At 50.9% G+C, this 14,894-nt stretch carries 9 protein-coding genes and 1 tRNA gene; 3 read left to right on the forward strand and 7 right to left on the reverse strand.

Going from position 1 to position 14,894, the window contains the following annotated elements:
* Nucleotides 1–22: 22 nt before the first annotated feature.
* The gene (gene mfd / locus HP555_RS04525; RefSeq protein ID WP_199264004.1) at nt 23–3,568 is read left to right on the forward strand and encodes a transcription-repair coupling factor; all 3,546 of its coding nucleotides are present in this window, start codon (nt 23–25) and stop codon (nt 3,566–3,568) included.
* A gap of 207 nt (nt 3,569–3,775) precedes the next feature.
* Here mfd and HP555_RS04530 read toward each other — a convergent pair whose 3' ends face one another.
* The 5 genes from HP555_RS04530 to HP555_RS04550 all read right to left on the reverse strand — a co-directional run bounded on the left by HP555_RS04530 (nt 3,776) and on the right by HP555_RS04550 (nt 10,305).
* Nucleotides 3,776–4,648, reverse strand: a complete 873-nt coding sequence (locus HP555_RS04530; protein WP_199264005.1) for a hypothetical protein — start codon at nt 4,646–4,648, stop codon at nt 3,776–3,778.
* A 211-nt stretch (nt 4,649–4,859) separates the two neighbouring features.
* Nucleotides 4,860–6,542, reverse strand: a complete 1,683-nt coding sequence (locus tag HP555_RS04535; protein ID WP_199264006.1) for an HD domain-containing phosphohydrolase — start codon at nt 6,540–6,542, stop codon at nt 4,860–4,862.
* The gene (locus HP555_RS04540; RefSeq protein WP_199264007.1) at nt 6,529–8,268 is read right to left on the reverse strand and encodes an HD-GYP domain-containing protein; all 1,740 of its coding nucleotides are present in this window, start codon (nt 8,266–8,268) and stop codon (nt 6,529–6,531) included. The genes HP555_RS04535 and HP555_RS04540 overlap by 14 nt, the downstream gene beginning before the upstream one ends.
* Before the next feature lie 7 nt (nt 8,269–8,275).
* A complete protein-coding gene (locus HP555_RS04545; protein WP_199264008.1) occupies nt 8,276–9,790 on the reverse strand; it encodes a cyclic nucleotide-binding domain-containing protein in 1,515 nt (504 codons plus the stop codon).
* 417 nt (nt 9,791–10,207) lie between these two features.
* A tRNA-Sec gene (locus HP555_RS04550) sits at nt 10,208–10,305 on the reverse strand.
* A gap of 173 nt (nt 10,306–10,478) precedes the next feature.
* Between HP555_RS04550 and HP555_RS04555 the strand changes: the two genes are divergently transcribed.
* On the forward strand, nt 10,479–10,799 hold the full coding sequence (locus HP555_RS04555; protein ID WP_199264009.1) for a hypothetical protein: 321 nt from the start codon (nt 10,479–10,481) through the stop codon (nt 10,797–10,799).
* A gap of 191 nt (nt 10,800–10,990) precedes the next feature.
* On the opposite strand, the gene HP555_RS04560 is transcribed toward HP555_RS04555, so the two are convergent.
* Together HP555_RS04560 and HP555_RS04565 are read right to left on the reverse strand one after the other, a co-directional pair.
* A complete protein-coding gene (locus HP555_RS04560) occupies nt 10,991–11,950 on the reverse strand; it encodes an SPFH domain-containing protein (RefSeq protein ID WP_199264010.1) in 960 nt (319 codons plus the stop codon).
* Nucleotides 11,950–12,414, reverse strand: coding sequence for an NfeD family protein (locus HP555_RS04565; protein WP_199264011.1), 465 nt, complete (start codon nt 12,412–12,414; stop codon nt 11,950–11,952). Before HP555_RS04565 ends, HP555_RS04560 begins: the two co-directional genes overlap by 1 nt.
* Nucleotides 12,415–12,914: 500 nt before the next feature.
* Here HP555_RS04565 and HP555_RS04570 point away from each other — a divergent pair, with 500 nt between their 5' ends.
* A complete protein-coding gene (locus tag HP555_RS04570; RefSeq protein ID WP_199264012.1) occupies nt 12,915–14,834 on the forward strand; it encodes a L,D-transpeptidase family protein in 1,920 nt (639 codons plus the stop codon).
* The last annotated feature ends 60 nt before the right edge of the window (nt 14,835–14,894 follow it).

The raw sequence follows: 14,894 nt of genomic DNA on the forward strand, positions 1-14,894 counted from the left end.
CCCCTCTGTCTGATCGCGTTTTATGCAGTCAATCATTGCGCGACTGCGTGAAAGCGGTCATCCTCCTGATATTTTCGGCCTTCACAGTGCTTCAGCCGCTCTGTTTCTCAGCAGAGCGGTTGAAGCACTGCAACGTTCATACTGTGTTATCCTTCCTTCCGACGATCAACTGGAAGTTCTTGCTCAGGATTTCGCTTTTTTCTCCGATACCCGGGTACTTGTCTACCCAGGTTATGAGATTCCTCCCTACAGTCCTCTTTCTCCGGATCCGGCAACCGTCTGTTCCCGATTAGCAACACTGTATCAACTGCTGGAGCACACGGCCCCCTGTATCGTTCTGGCTTCAGTGGAGGCGGTACTGCGACGAGTTCTACCGAGTCGAGTGTTGAGCCGGCATTGTGAGTTGGTGCAGATCGGCGAGGAGATTGAACAGGAACCCCTGATAGCCGCACTCATTGCGGCTGGTTATCAGATGAGCGAGATGGTGCGGCAGGAAGGAGATCTGGCTTTACGGGGTGGGATTATTGATGTCTATCCTCCGCATTTGGGGACCGCAAAAAACGGTCCGCTCCGGCTCGATTTTTTTGGTGATGTGCTGGAGTCGATTCGTGTTTTTGATCCGATCTCACAGAGATCTCTTCAGGAGATCTCGGAAGCGGTCCTGGTGCCGGCCACTGATATACTCTTCCCTCCACCAGAGCAGCGACAAGACATTGTAGCCGCAGCTGATACTGCTGCCGTACAGTATCATTGGTCGTCGGATGAACACCGTCTTGTCCGTGATCGTCTGTCCACGGGACAAACCTTTCCCGGCCTCGAATCGTTGTTGCCTCTGGTCTATGGCGGCAGATCCGGGCTGCAGACATTTTTTGATTATCTGCCGGCTCACACTGCCCTTGTTGTGTATGACCCCATTGCCGTTCACCAGCAGCAGCAGCTGGTTCGCGAGCGGATTCATGCAAATTATGAGGAGGCATTGAACCGGAATTCAGCGATCTTATCACCAGAAGACCTGTTCCTCAGTGAGGCTGAATGGGAAACAAACCATGACCAGCTCCTTGCGGCTCGACTCGCTTTTCTCCACGAACCTGATCAGGACCAGAAACTGACGCTGACCTGTGCCACAGGAGATCATGCCTTGCTCGCTCAGGAGATCGAGATTCAACGTAAGAAGCGTGGTATGCTGCCACCGCTGGTGGATCGCATGCAGCAGTGGCTGAGAAACGGTGAGCAAATCGTTTTAGCCTGTCGATCATCACGACAGGCCGGTCATCTTCAAGAAATGCTTGCTCATTACCAGCTGCGTACCGTTCTTCTGCCTGCGCCGTTTGCTTTAGAAAATATTGTTGAGAAGGATGTTATCTACTGTTTTGATCAACCGCTTTCCCGTGGTTTTGATCTGCTCACTGAACACCTGCATTTTCTTTCTGCTGAGGAACTCTTTGGTGACAAACGCTTAGGCAAGCGACAACGCCGGAGTAAGCAGGAGTATGCTGAACCGGTGCAGATCGAACACCTGCAGGAGGGTGAATTTGTCGTTCATCGCGATCATGGCATAGGGATCTTCCGAGGGCTGGTCAATATGGAGATATCCGGCCGGCATGGTGACTTCATGCTGATTGCCTATCGGGATGACAACAAACTGTATGTCCCGGTGGATCGGCTGCACTGGGTCAGCCGTTACCAGGGGTTGACGGATCAGGAGCCAAAGCTCGACAGCCTTGGTTCGCAGCGATGGCAAAGTGCAAAAAAGAAGGTAACAGAGGCTGTCTGGAAGATTGCCCAGGAGTTACTCGACATCTACGCACAACGGGAACTCCGCGAAGGGCACAGTTTTTCTGCTCCCGGTGCACTGTACGAGCAACTGGAGGAATCTTTTCCCTATGATGAGACCAGTGGACAGGCCAGGGCTATAAATGATGTGCTTGGTGATTTGCGTCGCGAACAACCTATGGACCGTCTGGTGTGCGGGGATGTTGGATACGGTAAGACAGAAGTAGCGGCACGGGCAGCGTTTAAGGTGATAGAGGACGGCTATCAGGTCGCCATTCTGGTGCCGACAACTGTATTGGCAGAACAGCATGCCGCCACATTTCGAGAGCGATTTGCATCATTTCCCGTTGAGATCGCGTGTCTCAATCGTTTTCGGAGCAGCCGGCGACAAAAGGAAATCGTCGCCCAATTAGCAGCCGGCACCATTGATTTGATTATTGGTACCCACCGTTTACTGTCAAAGGATATTCAGTTTAAAAAACTCGGGTTGCTGGTTGTTGACGAAGAGCATCGTTTTGGTGTGTCTCATAAAGAGAAAATTAAGAAGATCAAGGCAACCGTTGATGTCCTGACGCTCACCGCCACGCCCATCCCGCGGACGCTTCAGATGTCTTTATTGGGAATACGTGATCTTTCTGTAATTTCGACACCGCCTCAGCAACGCCGGTCAGTTAAAACCTTTGTAGCGAAATACGATCAGCTTGTTATTCGCGAAGCAATAGCGCGGGAACTGGGACGGGGCGGCCAGATATTTTTTGTTCATAACCGAGTGCGCTCCATTCACCGTATCGCTGCTGCCATCGCCGCCCTTGTTCCCCAGGCGCGGATTGGAGTTGCACACGGACAAATGGCCGGTACGCAGCTTGAAGACATTATGGTTCGTTTCATTAATCATGAACTTGATATACTGATGTGCACAACCATAATCGAATCAGGATTGGATATTCCAAACGCCAATACCATCATCATCAATCGGGCTGATCACCTCGGGCTTGCCGATATCTATCAGTTGCGGGGCAGAGTCGGGCGATCTTCCCGTCAAGCGTATGCCTATTTACTGGTCGCCTCACTTGATCACCTCACTCCGGACGCTCAACAGCGACTGCGGGCCCTGATGGACTGTTCAGAGTTAGGAGGCGGGTTTAAATTAGCGATGAACGATCTCCAGATTCGTGGTGGAGGTAATCTGCTGGGCGTTTCTCAGTCCGGGCACATCGCTGCTGTGGGGTATGATCTGTATTTGGAATTGCTGCAGGCCACGGTAACAGATTTGAAGCGTAAGGTGCAGGCCGGGGAGATGTTGCCGGTGGCGGAAGATACGATTGATCCGGAAATTAAGCTCCGTGTTGCCGCCTACTTGCCGGACACCTATATTCAGGATGCCAGTCAGCGCTACCATGTCTACCGGCGGTTGTCAGTCGCTGGTAATGGCTCAAACGCAGATCTGGATGACGCGGAGGAAGAGGTGGTGGACAGGTATGGCCCCCTGCCTCCGGAAGGACGGACCCTGATAACAGCGATCAGACTGAAGCAGCGGCTACGCACCCTGGGTATCAACAAGCTGGAGCAGGGAGAAGGTTGTCTGATTGTTTCTTTTGCTGCTACGACCACGGTTGAACCGAGCCGGATCGTACATCTTATTGAACAGCAATCGAATAAAAAACAGCGCACGTCATCGATCCGTTTGACATCAGATCAACGGCTGGTGGTCTCTCTCGGTCAACAGGAAGACCCTTTTACTCAAATCGACTCGTTGTTAAACACCCTGGCAGAGCCTGTTAGCATTGTCTCTTGATAGAAAAACGCCCATTGTGTCAACAGTGTTTTCAGCACAGAGTTGCTCTTAAGTATGACGCCGTGTTGTCGGCTTTTCTTGTAAAGTTGTGTGATACGTCCTTCGAATCAGCGGCAAAGAAGTGTGTGCGGAGAGGATCATTCTACTGAACAGGCCATAGCACCAAACGGTACTATGGCCTGTGCTGTCTATCAGGGTAGGGCCGGTTTACGCTTTCTTTTTCGTTTTAGTCGTCCGTGCCTTGGCAGGTGAAGTCTTCTGTTTTTTGAGGTCCCCCACAGCGGCTTCCAGTGCTTCAATCGAGGCAACCAGTGGAGCGGGATCAAATGCAGGGGCATCTTCTTTTGTTTCCAGATGCTGCAATCGCTCCGGAATGTTACCGAGGATCTTTTCCGGGGTAATGGTCGTCACCTGCTGCAGAGTCTGACTGATTTTCTGTTCCAGCACGGTTGCATCCGCCTGCAGCGCCCCAAGATTTTTACCGGTCGTGGCCAGTTCGGCGGTCACCGTTTCCAGATGGCCGGCAGTCAGAAAATCCGAACTTCTTTCTTCCAAAACCTGCAGTTTACTGGTCAGGTTGGAGAGTTGGCTGCTCAGTGCCTGCTGACTTTCGGCCATTTTCTGGATGTCACCGGCAATTTGAGCGGAGAGTGTATCGGAAGAAGACGACTCGTGGACAGGTGATTGCTGGACAGGAGCTGCCGGTATGTCCCGGGTGGGAATTTCCTCTGGACGGACAGTCTCCGCAGTGGCGACTGTTGGACGATATCGGCTGATAAATGATTGTGAAAGATCGATCACTGCAACTCTGATCGCCTGGTACATTGAGGCAGCTGCCGCTTTATTGGTGAGTGAAACTGCAAACAGGAAGATGGCAATGAGAACGGCGATGGAGAGGGTCACTCCGATGATCATTGCAATGCTCCACTGTATAAAGCGAAAGACACCGATAATCATCTGACCGATGGAGCTGAAAACGCCTCCATCAGGTGTGGAACTGACGAGATAGGCCAATATGACAAAAAATAGAAGCACAGCTGCCGCCTTGTAAAGCGAGGCACGTGTTATGTTTGCATGCATGGTTTACTCCTTCCTGGAAAGCCGTTGTTCAGGTTGTCATCCTGAAAATGGGTCTGTTCAATCATTGCCGATTGTCAAAGGGGTATCAAAGGACGATTTGATATATTTTCTAGTGTATTTAAAGACGAACAGCAAGGGAAATATTGTGATCTGTGGCCCGCAGGCGTCAGGTTGCACTCATGGAGAGCCGGCATTTTATCCGGGTGAAGGGTTATTCAGTTTCGACCAGTGTTTGCCTGATCTGGTTAAATTCTTCCTGGACAGTGAGAAAGGCGTCAATAAGCATTGGATCGAAATGACGGCCGGCGTTGTTCACAATCGAGTCAACAGCCTGCCGGTGCGTCAGGCACCTGTCTTGAAGCATGGCGACGGTTGCCTCCTCATAGGCATCGGCAACAGCTATAATCCGGGCTTCGAGGGGAATTTCATTTCCTTGCAGCCCGTAGGGGTACCCTGTACCATCCCAGCGCTCATGGTGAAAGTATGCCATATTTTTGGCAAGGGATAAAAAATTGCTGCCCGGCGTGTCCTGTTCCATTGCCTTGATGACATCTCCGCCGGTCAAGGTATGATTGCGTAAAGTCTCTTGCTCTGAAACAGTTAACGGCTCAGTCTTGTTGAGAATTTCATTAGAAACAGCAACCTTGCCGATATCGTGGAGAATCGAGCCCTGATAGAGGTTTTGAACATATGTCGGGGTAATTATTTCAGCGTACAGTCCATGGTCACGGGCTGCAGTCGCAAGGGTTTTACAGTACTCCCTGATTCGTTCGAGATGACGGCCCGGGGTAATGTCACGGTATTCGGAAAGCTTGGCAAGTGCGAGGATGGTGGCATTCTCTGTCTGGCGGAGTTTGTGCAGCGAAGAGGCGAGGACTTTTTCCAGATGCTTGCGCTCACTGATGTCCCGGATAATTAACTGTACACCGGGAATTTTATTTTCTCTTTGCAGGAGAGCGCCGCTGATTTCGGTCAGAAGCGGAGTACCCTCAACAGTTGTAAGGGTGACCTGGAGATCGGAAATGGGGGTACTGTCGGTGATGAGCGTGGAGACAGCGGAGCGTAAGATACGCTGGTCCTCAGAGTCCGCAAGGTCGTAGAAGATCGTGCCGGGCGACAATGTTCCCGGGGTGAAGTGATGCAGAAAGGATGTGTTTGCCTGCAGGACCATACCATCTGTATCAATGAGGGCAACATTGTCGGCAATGGTTTCAAAGAGCAGTTGATAATGTTCTTCCGTTGCCTGTTGAGCGTCGGCCCGTCGCGCAACCTCCAGCTCCAGGCGCCGAGCTTGTCCGGCTAACGCCTCGGCTGCCGCGTGTTCAGAGGTGCGCAACAGGTGCTCTCGTTTTCGAGCATTGATGTCTGTCCAGTTTCGTGTGGCAGCGATGAAAATAAACCCGATCATGAAAAAGAGATTGCTGAACAGGCCCAGCTGTTGTCCCGGACCAAAGGATGTTGGTATGAAAAAGATCGTGATGACAAAAAGAACGGCCAGCGCAAATCCGCTGGCAATTGTCTGGAAGACGGAAAGGGGAGCAAGAGTCGTGTAGATCGTCATGGCAACCATAAGGCCGACATAGTAGGGAGTCGCTGCGTCACCTTGCCGGTATATGCTGAAAAGAATGGCCAGGCTGACAGCACTGTATCCGAAAAAACCGATAAGCCATGTCCACCGGTAGGATCGGCTGGTGTGGTTGATATACAGCAGGAGCACACAGGCGCCGATTGCCAGAAGCCGGTACTGTAAAAATTCGGAGCGCAACCCGGGCTCCACAAGCGTATCAAGCAGTGTCAGCAGGAGAAGGGTCCCTATGCCTGCCAGCAGAATATAGTACACCCGTTGATGATGAAGTTGTCGGGACTCCTGCCGAAAGGGATCAGGGTTGCCCATGGGTGTCTGTTGTGATGGATGACGGGTGCGTATGGAGAAGCAGATCGCGTCGTGCTGCTTTAAATTCCTGTTCTCTTTTCAAAAAGGCACTGACAATCATTGGGTCAAACTGACGTCCGCTCTCCTTGATGATGTACATGCGTGCCTGTTCATGGTTGTATGCAGGTTTATATGGTCTGCTGGAGGTTAAGGCGTCATAGACATCGGCAAGAGCGGTAATGCGTGCCGTAAGAGGGATCTGCATTCCGGACAGCCCGTTGGGGTATCCGCTTCCATCCCAGCATTCATGGTGATTGAGAGCTATTTCTTGCCCCATCTTCAGGAAACCGAGTTCCTCCTCCTCATAATCATCGAGAGTGAGTGCTTCACTCCCGTACAAACAGTGCTGCTGCATAATGCTGAACTCTTCGGCAGACAGGTGATCCGGTTTGAGTAAAATTGCATCCGGTATGCCGATCTTGCCAATATCATGCAGGATAGAGGAAAGGCAAAGGTCTTCGATGAACTGTGCCGTGATTATTCCTTTTATTTCAGGAAAGCCGGACAGTTCAACGGCAAGGATACGTGTGTATTCCCGAATTCTGAGCAGATGGCTGCCGGTGCAATCGTCTCGGCATTCAGCAAGGCGAGCCAGTCCGAAAATGGCGGCCTGGCGTGAGGTATCAAGGAGTTGGGACGATTTCAGGACTTCACGTTCCATTTTTTTTGTTGCAGTGATGTCACGGATGACCAGGTGATAATGCATGCCGGCCTGCGACAAGGCTATGTGGTTGCCACTGATTTCCACCTCGAGCCGGCGTCCCCGGGGTGTGATCATCTGTAACTGCACATCTCTGATTGCTCCTTCCTCGTTTATCCGATCAATGACACGTTTGACAAAAACATCCGGATCAGTTTCAAAAAGATAATCAAAGATCATCGTTTCTTCCAGGTTTTCAACGGTCTGGTTAAGCATGGCTGCGCCGAGCCGGTTGACCATACGGATGACACCCTTATCGTCGATCAGTACAACGAGGTCAGGCAGGGCGTTGTAGAGGTCAAAAAACTTCAGATCAGATTCTTCGAGCATTTCTAACCGTTTACACACTAATTGCTCTAGATTGTCCGTGTAGAGACGCAGCTCGGTTAAAATTGCACGTAAACTTGCTTTTGCTCGCAACGATTTGACGGTGATCTGGATTTCATCATAACATTGCACCGATGTGATAAGGATAATTGCAAAAAAGAAAAAGCTGTTGTTGGCAAGGGCAGGGACGGATATTGAGCCATGGCTCAGGGAGATGAGGGAAACGGTGACGGTGTACACCAGGTACATGAGCCCGCCCAGGATGAGAGATTGGGGAACGGTGAGCGGGAGAACGGAAAAACCGCCGGCTATCATCAGGAGGATGCCCACATAATATCCGGATGCAAATCCGCCTAAATGAACAGTCATTACGGTGATGACGATGGTTCCGAGGAGCATGGCGGACCACATGACGCTGTGCGAATATTGGCGGACCGGTGGATAGCGCAGCAGCAACAGCAGAAAAACCAGCAGGGCGACAAAACCTAACCGATAACCAAGGAACAACCAGAAAAAAGAGCGGCAATAAATAAAATCAAGCAGGGAGAAGAGGGAGAAAAAGACGACGCCCAGCCATAAGCAGACATGCGTACGCTGAATGAACAGTTCGTGCAGCTCCTTGGCACTATCGAACGGCTCAGTACCGGCTATGGACGGCATGGCTTTCCTATTCTTTGGTGGCAACAGCAAAGAGGTTCACCTGTGCCGGCTCAGTAATGATTGTTACCTTGTCACCAAATGGAGTCGGGGCAAACAGCTCCAGCAGGTCTGTTTCAGTTCGATATATCAACTCCCATTTCAACAGTTTGTCGAGGAAAAGTGAATCCGGATAATGCGTGAAGTTGCCAAGGAGCAGGGTGCCGCCGGGTTTGAGATGATGGTGACATTGGGTGATGAGAGCACGAAACAACCGGGTGTCGAGATAATCACAGAGACCGGCAGAGTAGATGATATCCAGCGGCTGGATATGGTGAGTTGCCCGTCCCAGAGCCCATTTGATCACATTTTCACTCATAAGTTTGATTGAGGCACGGTGAGGGAAGATGTTGACATACTGGTTCGTGTACTGGAGCGCTTCTGGATCAATATCAACGCACAGCGCCTCAATGTCTTCACTGTGGTCACAGACCGTCAGGAAATCGAACAGCTCACGGTTCGGACCGCACGCCAGGTTCATGATTCTTGTTGTTGTCCCATACCCCCTGGTGGAGCTGAGCTGCAGCAGCTGATCGCGCAGCAGAACACGCCGGCCCCGAATGGCCAGAGAGCCGGGACGCTGCAGGCAGAAAGCATCAACTATTTCACCGAGTTTACCTTCCCCTTTCGGCGTGTCTGCATATATGTGCTCCATCATGAGGAAATCACCGGCATACCCTTTGGGTTTGAAGTAGGCCCGTTCGGCAAAGTTGCTCCTCATAAAGTAGGGGAAAATTTCCTTGAAGACATATCCCCACATAACCTCTTCATAGCCGCTGCCGGCCATGGTTTGCTGAAAGAGTGGCAGGGAGCTGTTCAGTTCAGCCAACACATCGTGACAACGATTTTCACTTGCATCGTCTTTTTTGCCCTCTGCTTCTGCTTTTTGCAGTTTATGTGACAGGTTGAACAACTCTGATTTAAAGGCCTCCATGCGGCTGCCGATACTGTGCCACTGCGACGAACGCAGTAAAGGTGCGGGCAGAGGCTTGGCTTCGGTGTAGCGGCTGGCATGTCGGGTGGAAAGCGATTGGGCATAGCCGGTGATCGGTTCCCGTTCACCGGCGATCCGGCGGAATTTTCCACAGATGTTCTGGGTGAGATAGAGCAGAAAGTCGATATAGAGTTCGGGCTGATCGGCACGAAGCGTTGTCATTACTTCGGTATTAAAGATGGCGATGTGCGTATCTCCTGCAGCCTGGATATTCCGGACCCGGGATTCACCATCGAAAAAACCAATCTCACCGAAGAAGTCACCGGCCCCGATTAAGGCAACGGTGATTTTAGTGTCGGACCGGTCATTGTAACTTACTTCAACCGCCCCGTTTATCAGGTAATAGAAAGACTCTGCTGTTGATTCAGGGGTCAAAACCGATTCATCGGTCTGAAACGAACGGATTGTGGCAAAGGGCAGAACGCGTTCTAGCAGTGCTTCGTTACCGGGGCCGGGGAGATTGATTGGTGCGGAAGAGGGAGAGAGAGACATGCTGAACTCCTTGTGTAGAAAGTTGCGTGGCAAGCCGAAGAAAATCGATGGGTGTCGATATCTTTGCCGGTCATGGAATTTCCTGTCCTCTGAACAGGGGGTGAGGCTCAGCCGATGAATCTGTTCCCCCCCGGATATATCCGGGGTTGATTCTGAACCGCTGTTTCATTTCACAGACTGAGTTGACTGTAGAAATATTGTGCCGCAATAAAGAGGGAATATCAAGGACACAGCGGCTCTGATCTCTGTTGTTGCAGTGGGTTGAGCAACAAAGAAGACAGAAGAATCAGAAAAACGTAGAAGGACACCTTTTGGTCGGTTGTCAGTGGGTCTCAATTTCTCTGCCGAAAAGATTTGACAGCGTGGAAAGTTTCAGGATATACAAATCGCGCTGGAAAGACTCGTCCGACTTGAAAATGGCGGAAGTGCATGGGAATCGAACCCACCTGCCGAGTTACTCACTCGACACACCGGATTTGAAGTCCGGGAGAGCCACCAGTGCCCTTTCCACTTCCGATCCGGTATAAATCTACTCTTAGTCGGCTGGAAAAACAACTTTTATTGCTGCATGAACCGTAAGTGAACCAGCTTTAGATCCTGAAACTGTATAGCGCGAATTTTTTCAATGGAATGTGAACAACTCATACGCCTCATTAAGGATTGGTATCTTCAGGTTAAACAAGAGGTCATGGCTCCTGCGCGGATGATGCAGTTTGTCGATCAGCACGTCAAGAACTGCCGAGTATGTAAAACCGACCTGTTACTCCCTGACGAGATTGAACAGATACGGATGTTTGTTTTACCGGATGCCAGGATGCTCAAACCTTCCAGAACGTCTGGTCACGACGCCACGCCGGAAATTTCACCTGACGATGATGATGATTTTGAGACAGATGATCAGTATGAAGATGAAGATGGCCAGGATATCGAAGAAGATGAAGACGATATCGAAGAGGATGAAGACGACATTGATGTCGAAGACGATTTGACCGATGACGATATGATTTAAAATCGTCCCGGGAGCCGTAGCCGCAGGATAGGCTGCGTACCTTGACGAATGCCTGGTGCATCAGGGGACTCCCTGCAGGGGAAAGGGTGACAGATGCGCTGTAAGTGTTGCCGTGTGTCTGCCTTTACTGCGAAGCGACTGACAGATAAGCTTGCTGCCACCCTTTGGGCGAGGTCCGTGATGACTGTTGTTTAACGGACGACGGCAGGCTGCTGATCAGCGAGACGTCCTTTCTGTTTCGTATGTTCAAGAGTTGTCAGGGCAGTGGCAACCATGGATGAGACGTCGGTCAGATTGGCCGGCAGAATCATTGTGGTGTTTTCTTTGGCGAGTTTGCCGAACTGCTCAATGTATTTTTTTGCCACCTCCAGGTTTGCAGCATCCTGACCACCCGGCGCACTCAGGGCTTCAGCCACCTGTCGGATACCTTCGGCAGTAGCTTCGGCCACTTTGAGGATCTCCTGCGCCTGCCCTTCAGCTTCGTTGATGCGGCGCATTTTCTCCCCTTCCGAGCGTGCAATGGCCTCAGCCCGTTCGCCCTCCGCCCGATTAATCATAGCTTGCCGTTCTCCTTCGGACTTAGCGATTTCCGCTCGCTTTTCGCGCTCAGCCTTCATCTGTTTTTCCATGGCCTCAAGGACACTGCGTGGTGGCTGGATATCCTTTATCTCATAACGGAGTACCTTGACGCCCCAGTTTTCAGAAGCCTCATCCAGCGCCTCAACAACCTGCTGGTTTAAAATTTCCCGGGCTTCAAACGTATTGTCCAGAGTGATTTTACCGATGGCGGACCGCAGGCTGGTCTGTGCCAGTTGAGCCACGGCAATATGATAGTTATCGATACCGTAGGCAGAAAGACGCGAGTTAACGACCTGCACGTAGAGACAACCGTCAATCTCCATGGAAACATTATCTGCAGTGATACAGGTTTGGGCCGGTATGTCGATGGATTCTTCTTTAAGGCTCCGTTTATAGGCCACTCTGTCGAAAAAGGGGATCAGGATATGGAAACCGGCTTCTAAGGTGGTTCGATATTTGCCCAGCCGTTCAATAACATATTCGAACTGCTGATCGACCACCACCGCTGTTTTGATAAGAATAACGACAACAAAGACAACAAAAACCACGATGCCGACAAGTAAGTTGTCCATCAGATATCTCCTTTGGCAGCCATGGGGGCTACCTGTACTGTTAAGTTGTTTTTGCCTGTTATGCGGACGACTGTCCCCCTGGTCAATGTTACCTCGGCTGTTGCCTGCCAGAATGAGCCTGCATACTTAACAGTCCCGCTTGCAGGCGGAACAATATCTTCAACAACCTCGCCTGTCGCATTCGACGGCAAACCGTTTTCCATGGCGTCAATTTCCCGGCTTCGGCCGAGGAATATTTTTTTCAACGTGGAGCGGAGCAGGAGAAGTGTCGATATACTGGTGATCAGAAAAATCAGCAGCTGGCCGGCAGGAGAGAATGGATACAGATATACAGCAAGAGCTGTGCACCAGGCACCGATCCCAAAAAAGAAACCAATAAAACCAGGGGTCAGCAGTTCAAGAGACAGTGTTGCTATGCCAATCAAAAACCACAGCAACACTGGGGAAAGAGAAAAAAATGACATAAGTGAGAGGCTCCGGAAGAAATCAGTTTCTCTAAAAATAGCATGAGAATACAGGCGGGTCAAATAAGAAGGGTATCAGATTCTGCTCTTAATCGGCAGTGATATTCTGTGTTTTAACAGGGGGCGGCGACGATGCGTGCTGGAGGCTCAATCTGGCAGGATAGTTCAGTCCTGACTCTGTGCTTCAGTTGGCCTGATCTGCAGCACAAAACGGTTCGTACCTCAAATCACAGCAGTATACCGGTGACCTAAACAGAGTCTTTTTCAAAAGAGGCTGTTTGAGAAAAGAGAGGGAAAAGAGCAGGTGGGACAAATTTTTTCACCTTGGGAGCTGAAAAGGACAGTTTTTTGTACTTTTTTTGCTTTAATTCCTTGTCAATATCGATGTTCTTCCTTATGAGTACACGATAGTTTCGGAGCAAAAGAATACGCATTTTATGCCACATTGTCGTTTTGCACCTCTTTTTTATTCAAACCTCGTTTCGTGTCCAGGATCTTCTATGCTCTTTTTTTTACAACTGTTTTCCCATCGTTTTTGTCTTGACAGCCGGATATATCTGTACACTGTCTCCTGTCTCCTGCTCGTGCAGTTCACAGGAGCCCCGGTTTTCGCTGATCCACTGGAAGTACCGTCATCAGCCGATGCTTTGCGCGTTCAGATGACATCAGTTGAGCAAAAACCCGAGTCAGAGACTGCTGCAATGCCGTCAGACACGAATAATGAGACTGCCGAAGCGCAGCAGCAGCTGCAGCTGCAGCTGGAGCAACTGTACTTTGAGACCGAGGATAAAATAGGCGGTGAACCGATTTATACTGCCGGTTATCTCCTTGATCTGTACAGGAAGAATCAGTTCAGTCTTTTATGGGATAATCCGAAGAGCATTGTGCAGCTTTTGAAGGCTATTCATGCCAGTGCCGATGACGGTTTGACTCCTGAAGACTATCACCTTGAAGCTCTGATCCGCTACGGTCATGACGTCGCAGGGGGCGCATCGGTGCAAAAGCAGGTTGAATATGATCTGTTGCTCTCTGATGCCATGCTTTTATTGGCCCACCATAAGCGCGATGGTAAAGTAGATCCCCGCAAAGTTGAGGATAAAAAGAACCTTGAACCAGCCACCCCCCGGCCGTGGCCTGCTGACGCATATCTGACTGCTATTAAAGGCGGCACTGTGCAGGCGGTGTTGGATAAATTCTCCCCGCATCATCCATCGTACCTCAATTTGAAGAAGGCATTGCATGACTACAGACAGTTTGCCGCCAGGAGTGTTTGGCAGCAAATCCCCGGCGGCCAGAGCCTGAAACCAGGTATGACAGATCCCCGGGTTACGCTGATTCGAAATCGCCTGGCAGTTACCGGCGAACTGGCAGGCCGGTCGCTCGATTCCACCTTTTTTGACCATCAGCTGGAGACCGCTGTTAAAGTTTTTCAGACTCGGCATCATTTAGAGCCGGACGGGATTATCGGCAAGGCCACTCTCAGGGCCATGAACATCACAGCTGCAGAACGGATCGATCAGATACGGGCAAATCTGGAGCGGACCCGCTGGGTTGTCAACGACCTGCCTCATTCCAGCCTGATTGTCGATATTGCAGGCTTTATGCTGCAGTACTACCATAACAACGAAATGATATGGACAAGTAAGGTTATGGTCGGCAGGCCGTATCACCAGACGCCGGTGTTTCGTTCTGCTGTCACCTATCTTGTACTGAATCCAACATGGACTCCAACCCCGGATATCGTTAAAAACGAGACCGTTCCCAGTATTATCAACGATCCTGAATATCTGGCCAAGCAACGCCTGCGTGTTCTCGACAGCAGCGGGAATGAAATCGATCCGGAGACTATTCCCTGGCGGCAGTACTACGGAAAGGTACTCCCCTACACACTGCGTCAGGATCCTGGTCGCGACAACTCGCTGGGTTTGATCAAATTTCTTTTTCCGAACCCGTACCATGTGTACCTGCACGATACACCGAGTAAGTTTTTGTTTGGACGGACACAGCGGGCCTTCAGTCATGGCTGCATTCGTGTGCAGAATCCCATGGAGCTGGCCCGGCTGATGCTGGCCAACGATCCCGGCAATCCGACAACAGTCAAGAAAATCGACCAGATCCTGGCTTCAGGAAAGACCACCACGGTGATCTTAAAGCAGCCTCTGCCCGTGTATCTCATGTATCTGACCACAAACGTTCAGGATGGACAGGTGCTGTTCAAGCCTGATCTGTACAATCGTGACGAGGGGGTTGTTGCCGCATTGAATGCACCGCCGTCTCCTCTGAGTTTAACGGTGCAGCTTCCTGAGACGAAAGCCGGGCTGTCATTGTCCGGTCAACAGGTACGGACAGGGAAAAATGTCAGGTACGTGCAGAACGAGTCCCGGAAGGGTGCAGAATCCTCCGGGCAGGAGGCTCTGTAGTCGGGACAGAGATGGGTAGCTCCGGGGCGGGAACAAGCTCCATGCAAATACGCCTGTGCG

It is taken from the genome of Desulfobulbus oligotrophicus (assembly GCF_016446285.1).
In the GTDB taxonomy this organism is placed as follows: domain Bacteria; phylum Desulfobacterota; class Desulfobulbia; order Desulfobulbales; family Desulfobulbaceae; genus Desulfobulbus; species Desulfobulbus oligotrophicus.